Source organism: Bacillus sp. EB01, assembly GCF_000613125.1.
GTDB lineage: Bacteria > Bacillota > Bacilli > Bacillales > Cytobacillaceae > Bacillus_D.
The window spans coordinates 5,118,449-5,125,041 of record NZ_HG964497.1; the positions used below are offsets into that span (position 1 = coordinate 5,118,449).

The window sequence follows — 6,593 nt, forward strand, 5'->3', positions numbered from 1 at the left end:
TCAATAGATATCCTTCAATCAAAATTTGCCGGCTATTCCGACAATGGAGGCGGCGAGTTTTTTTACATCAGTTTCGCTAGTCGAGGTTCCGAAAGAAATTCTTACAAACTCTTTTGCCTGCTTGCCATCAATCCCGATTGCCTGCATCGTCTTGGATGGGGATTGCATCCCCGAGTGGCAGGCGGTTCCGGTTGAAATCGCATAACCGAGCCGGTTGCATTCGAGCATAAGCCATTGTCCTTCAATGCCGGTAATACCAAGTCCGATAATCGCAGGATATTGTTTTTCCCCGGTTGAACCGAATATGGCATGTTTTCCTCTTAAAGGTTCCAAGCCCAGTAAAAATTCAGTTCGCAGTGCCGCAAACCTATTTAAATTCTCTGGAATATGTCTTACTGCCTTTTCAGCAGCAGTTGTCATCGCAGCGATGGCGGGCACGTTCAATGTTCCTGGCCTTAAGCCTCTTTCGTGGGATGTTCCGGGAAAGAACGGCTTCCAGGCAACTTCGGGGTTAATGTAAACACAGCCAATGCCCTTTGGGCCATATAGTTTATGGCCAGACACGGAGAAGCTTGAGACAGAAGATGTAAGCGGACGAATGTCCATTTTTCCGGCAGCCTGGACAAAATCGGAATGAAAGAGAATACCGCTGCTTTTGCAAATCATGCCGATCTCCTCAATAGGCTGTATTGTACCGATTTCAGGGTTCACCAGCTGAATTGCTGCTACTACTGTATCAGGCCTGATAGCGTCCTTGAAGGCACTCATATCAATCGTGCCAGACGATGTAAAGGGAAGCCTTGTGATTTCGTATCCGTTGTTCTCCAGCCGGTTTAAGACCCCGCTCACGGATGAATGTTCCGCATAGGCTGTAATGATATGCTTGCCTTCCTTATGACGGGCTGAGAGCAGTGCCTCGATGCCGAGAAAATTCCCTTCAGAACCGCCACTGGTAAAATAAAGCCCTTCTGAACTGACGCCAAAACTTTGCGCAATAAGGATGCGTGATTCCTCGACAATATCTCTAGCAGCACCTCCACGGTCATGAAGGCTGTTTGGATTGCCAAAGAACTGAGTGGATACCTGGTTATATACTTCTAGTGCTTCCCTGCCCATAGGCGTGGTCGCTGCAAAATCAAAATAATTCATCTTCTATTCTCCTATACTCATATTCTTCTAGGGTGAAAATTACTTGTAAATAGTCTAATTGTGTGTAAAGATATATGTCAAGACACCTGTTTAGTCAGGAGGTAAGCTCCATTGGAATCAACAGATATTTTAATCATTGGAAGCGGGATTGCAGCACTGCAGCTGGCAACCCACATAGATGTTTCTCGAAAAGTGAAGCTTCTCACAAAAGCAACGGTAAAGACGTCAAATTCCTACCTAGCACAGGGGGGAATTGCTGCGGCAATCAGCGAAACCGATTCTCCAGCTTTTCACAAACAAGACACACTGGAGGCTGGGCGCTACCATAACCGGCCGGATATAGTGGAAGCGGTATTGAATGAAGCTCCCTCACTGATTCATGAAATAGCTGATGATGCACTAGTTTTTGATTTGGATCAAAATGGCACGATCGTTCTTGGCATGGAAGGGGCCCATTGCCGAAACAGAATTGTCCACGGGGGCGGCGATGCCACAGGCAGGACGGTCATCGACTATTTTTTGGAAAAAATTCGGGGCAATATCGAAGTAGAAGAAAATATGTACACATACGAACTACTCCTAAATGATAAAAAATGCATTGGAGCCAAGGCAAAGACAGCTGATGGAAAAATTAAGACTTTTTATGCTAACCAGGTCATTCTGGCCACAGGCGGGTGCGGCGGTCTGTATGAATTTACATCGAACTCAAGCGCGGTAACCGGAGATGGAATTGCGATGGCGTATCGGGCCGGAGCGGAGATAGCCGATATGGAATTCATCCAATTTCACCCAACACTTCTTTTTGTAAATGGGAAAACAAGAGGACTTGTTTCTGAGGCGGTAAGGGGAGAAGGAGGAGTCCTTGTAACTGGAGACGGCCGGCCAATCATGGAAGGGGTTCATCCATACAAAGACCTTGCCCCGCGGCATATTGTCGCTCAAACGATTTTTAGCTATATATCAAGCGGGATGCAGATCTATTTGGATATTTCCCGGATAGACAACTTTGAAAAGAAATTTCCAACTGTAACCGAGATTTGTATGAAAAACGGGGTGGATTTTTCAGGGAGGCGGATTCCAGTTGTACCTGGAAGCCATTTCCTAATGGGAGGGGTTAAAACAGACCTGATTGGAAGGACCACAATTAAAGGGCTTTTTGCTATCGGGGAAGTGGCTTGCACCGGTCTTCATGGTGCAAACCGGCTCGCCAGCAATTCCCTCCTGGAAGGATTGTATCAAGGAAAAATGCTTGCGGAATGGCTGAATGAAAATCCAGGCAGAAGAGTTTCCATGCCAGTGGGGACTATCCAGAAAGCCGCTGGCAAGCCTTTAAATCTTCCTTCAATAAAAACCATAAAGCAAACGATGATGAAACGGGTGGGGATTGTCCGGTCTGCACAAGGGTTGATTGAACAATTGGAATGGCTTGCTAAATTCCCTGTAGATAACCTGGAGTCCCTGGACGCTTTTACCACAGATGAACTCACAAAACTATTTATGCTGATTACAGCAAAGCTTGTTACCGAGTCAGCACTTGAACGGACTGAAAGCCGAGGCGGGCATTATCGGGAAGATTATCCGGCAGAGGATAATGAAGCCTGGCAGGGGCGAGTTATTTTACACAGAAGAAATGGAAAGGAGGATGGGGAGAATGAATACCTTCAAACTGCGCTCGCTACTTGAGCAATTTTTTATAGAAGATATTGGTGAACAGGATGTTACGACCGACCTGCTTTTTCCAGAGGGAGCCGCCGGAGAGATTGTATTTTGGGCAAAGGAAGATGGAATTTTCTGTGGTACGGATGTAATTAACACCGGTTTTGCTTTATTGAATCCAGCGATTGAGGCTGAGCTGTTTATTAAGGACGGGGAGAGGATTGAAATCGGCCAGCGTATTGCAACTGCGACTGGCCCGATTCGCGACCTTCTGAAAGGTGAAAGGGTCATCCTGAATCTTGTCCAGCGGATGAGTGGGATTGCAACTCTGACAAAAAAAGCGGTCGATGAGCTGAACAGTACCCACACCAAAATTTGTGATACAAGAAAAACTATGCCGGGACTGCGGATGCTTGATAAGTATGCTGTCCGGGTCGGCGGTGGCTATAATCATCGTTTCGGTCTTTACGATGGCGTTATGGTCAAAGACAACCATATTTCCTTTGCTGGGTCCATTACTAATGCCGTGCGGGCGATTAAGGAAAAAGCTGGCCACATGGTCAAAATAGAGGTCGAAACAGAATCCGCTGAACAGGTTATTGAAGCGATAGAGGCAAAAGCGGATGTTATTATGTTTGACAACCGGACACCTGATGAAATCCGGGAGTTGATTAAGCTTGTTCCAGAGGGAATTGTAACGGAAGCATCCGGTGGAATTCAGCTTGGCAATCTAGCATTATATGGCGAGACGGGTGTAGATTACATATCACTCGGTTTCCTCACTCATTCGGCGAAAGCGCTTGATATTAGTGTGAAGGTTTCCTTTAGGAAGGAGAATGAACGATGAGCATCCTTGCAGCTTTGAAAAAAAACACCATGATTCCCGACCGCTATCGGGAAATGTCAGTAGAAGAATTGGAAGCTGGAGTAAGGACAATCAAGGAGAGGTTTGGTGCGAAACTGTTCATTCCTGGCCACCATTACCAAAAGGATGAGGTCATTCAGTTCGCTGATGCGACCGGTGATTCTCTTAAACTTGCACAGCTGTCCGCGGAAAATAAAGAAGCGGAATTCATTGTGTTTTGCGGCGTCCATTTTATGGCGGAGACCGCAGATATTTTAACCAGCAAAAATCAAAAGGTCTTTTTGCCTGACATGCGGGCTGGCTGTTCAATGGCGGACATGGCCAACATTCAGCAAACCGAGCGTGCCTGGACAGAACTTCAAAAGATGTTCGGAGATACGATTGTTCCGCTGACGTATGTCAATTCCACAGCAGCAATAAAGTCGTTTGTCGGTGCAAATGGCGGTGCGACAGTAACGTCCTCGAATGCAGAAACTATGGTGGAATGGGCGTTTGGACAGAAGGACCGGCTCCTTTTCCTGCCTGACCAGCATTTGGGAAGAAATACTGCGTTCAATTTGGGTGTCGGCTTAGATGAAATGGCTGTTTGGAATCCAATTACCAATTCACTTGAATTTGTGGGTGAACTGGAAACGGTGAAGGTTATTCTTTGGAAGGGACATTGCTCGGTCCATGAGAATTTCACTACAGGGAATATCGCCGATGTTCGCAAGCAGTACCCAGAAATGAAAATCATTGTTCATCCGGAATGCAGCCGGGAAGTAGTCGCTTTATCGGATGAAGCTGGTTCGACGGCTTATATAATTAATGCAATCGAAAAAGCTGCTTCGGGCACTTCCTGGGCAATCGGAACAGAAATGAATCTGGTAAACCGATTGATCAAGCAGCATCCCGACAAGCATATCATTTCCCTCAACCCTCACATGTGCCCGTGCCTGACAATGAACAGAATTGATCTGCCGCATCTGTTGTGGTCCCTGGAAACGATGGAAGAACCGGACGCACACAATATCATAGAAGTATCAGAAGAAGTTGCTGAGAATGCAAAGCTTGCTTTAGAACGAATGCTTCAGCACGCTTGATGTAGAGAAAAGACGGAGCAAAGAGTTCCGTCTTTTTTGCTATTCTGGTCATCCTCCAGGCTACAGGTGGGTGTAATTTGTTAGGTTGATCAAATAATTCAGCGGTTTTTTAATTAATTCTAACAGTTTTAAAAATAATTCAGCGGTTTTGGAATTATATCTATAAGTGCAGAATATTCCGGTAATTAATCTTTTATTTTTTACGCTTGAATCATATAGATTTCAAAGGTTGCATAACTTTTTATGTAGATTGTTAGCATTTTGCCCAGACCGACATACACTATATGGACTTATGCCATAGGAGGGGAAATCAGAGTGAGAATCCATATCGTACAGAAAGGGGATACTCTTTGGAAGATCGCCAAGAAGTACGGCGTGAATTTTGAAGAGCTGAAGAAGATGAATTCACAGCTCAGCAATCCTGATATGATTATGCCCGGTATGAAAATTAAGGTCCCAACTGGAGGCGGCAACATAAAAAAACAAGCCCCGGCCACTGGGACAAATCAGGGAGCATCCATAAAATACGGGGTCGTGAAGGAAGCCCCAACTGCTCAGCACCCTTTTTCAAACCTTAAAACATTGTCACAGGACGAATCACCGGATGTTCCAGTACCAGCTGAACCAATCATGGAAGAAACACCGGTCACGCCATATCAGCCAAAGGTTCCGCAAATGGAAACAGAAAACAATTTTATGATGAATATGAACAATATGTCTATCAAAGAAGTTCCTATTAAACCTATTAAAGAAGCGCCACTTAAACCAGTAAAGGAAATGCCGCTTCCACCAAAGAAGGAAGTACCGCTTCCACCGGTCAAAGAAGTGCCTATGCAGCCAATCCCTGCACCGATAAAGGAAATACCAATCGCACCTATAAAAGAAGTGCCGCTTCCACCGATTAAAGAAGTACCTATGCAGCCAATTCCTGCACCGAAAAAGGAAATACCAATCCCGCCAAAAAAGGAAGTACCAATTGCACCCATAAAGGAAGTACCAATCGCACCCATAAAGGAAGTACCGCTTCCGCCAATGAAAGAAGTACCGCTTCCACCAATGAAAGAAGTACCGCTTCCACCAATGAAAGAAGTACCGCTTCCGCCTAAAAAAGAAGTACCAATTCCACCAAAAGTCGAAGTTCCTGTCCCTCCACCAATTCCAACACCACCTCAAGTTCAGCCAGTTTTCGAAGAATATTGCCCACCACCAGTAGTAGAGGAATGTTATTATGTAACACCGGTGATGCCAGGCGTATGTACTCCATGTCCGGTACCATGCCCGCCGCCGCAGTTTATGCCGTGCCCTCCTATGCCAGTATGTCCGCCATTCCCGGAGGTTGCAGGTGAAATGTACCAGATGCCTCCAGCTTACCCTCAAATGATGGGAGTTGCAGACGTTCCATGTCCGCCATTCCCGGAGGCTGCAGGTGAAATGTATCAGATGTCGCCAGCTTACCCACAGATGATGGGAGTTGCCGGTGTTCAATATGAAGAAGAATCGTCGTCTTCATCTTCTTCCATGCCTTTCATGGGTCAACAACCTCAGTTCGGGATGGAACAGCAAATAGGACAATTCCCGGGCCCGGGTTATGGCCAACAGCCTTTTGGCTACGGCCAGCAATTCGGGATTCAATCTCAACCGGGAGTTGGAGTACCAAAAAGTGGGGCAGAACCATTAATGGGAGAACAGCAATACCCAATGATGGGAAGTCAGGCACCATACGGAGGCGGACAGCAATTCCCGATGATGGGAGACCAGCCATCATACGGAAGCCAACAGCAATTCCCGATGATGGGAGACCAGCCATCATACGGAAGCCAACAACAATTCCCGATGATGGG

Annotated in this window: 4 protein-coding genes and 1 pseudogene; 4 read left to right on the plus strand and 1 reads right to left on the minus strand. The window is 46.2% G+C overall.

Features of this window, described 5'->3' with window-relative positions:
- Positions 1 to 18: 18 nt before the first annotated feature.
- Positions 19 to 1,149 (minus strand): IscS subfamily cysteine desulfurase, encoded by a 1,131-nt coding sequence (locus TY16_RS24135; protein WP_043934251.1) that lies wholly within the window; start codon positions 1,147 to 1,149, stop codon positions 19 to 21.
- Between the two features lie 111 nt (positions 1,150 to 1,260).
- On the opposite strand from TY16_RS24135, the gene nadB reads away from it, so the two are divergent.
- From nadB to safA, 4 genes and pseudogenes are all read left to right on the plus strand, one after another.
- Positions 1,261 to 2,832 carry an L-aspartate oxidase gene (gene nadB / locus TY16_RS24140; RefSeq protein ID WP_043934252.1) on the plus strand — a complete coding sequence of 524 codons (1,572 nt, stop codon included), beginning with the start codon at positions 1,261 to 1,263 and terminating at the stop codon, positions 2,830 to 2,832.
- Positions 2,801 to 3,652 (plus strand): carboxylating nicotinate-nucleotide diphosphorylase, encoded by an 852-nt coding sequence (gene nadC, locus TY16_RS24145; protein ID WP_043934253.1) that lies wholly within the window; start codon positions 2,801 to 2,803, stop codon positions 3,650 to 3,652. Before nadB ends, nadC begins: the two co-directional genes overlap by 32 nt.
- Entirely contained in the window at positions 3,649 to 4,752 is a 1,104-nt protein-coding gene (nadA, locus tag TY16_RS24150) for a quinolinate synthase NadA (protein ID WP_043934254.1), read from the plus strand. Before nadC ends, nadA begins: the two co-directional genes overlap by 4 nt.
- Before the next feature lie 315 nt (positions 4,753 to 5,067).
- Positions 5,068 to 5,221 (plus strand): annotated as a pseudogene (gene safA, locus TY16_RS27365) (SafA/ExsA family spore coat assembly protein); the annotation flags it as partial.
- Positions 5,222 to 6,593: the final 1,372 nt, after the last annotated feature.

What these genes read in the sequence shown, in the direction of transcription:
- TY16_RS24135 (WP_043934251.1), bottom strand. Translation starts at nt 1,149, where the DNA reads ATGAATTATTTTGATTTTGCAGCGACCACGCCTATGGGCAGGGAAGCA.
- nadC (WP_043934253.1), top strand. Translation starts at nt 2,801, where the DNA reads ATGAATACCTTCAAACTGCGCTCGCTACTTGAGCAATTTTTTATAGAA.
- nadA (WP_043934254.1), top strand. Translation starts at nt 3,649, where the DNA reads ATGAGCATCCTTGCAGCTTTGAAAAAAAACACCATGATTCCCGACCGC.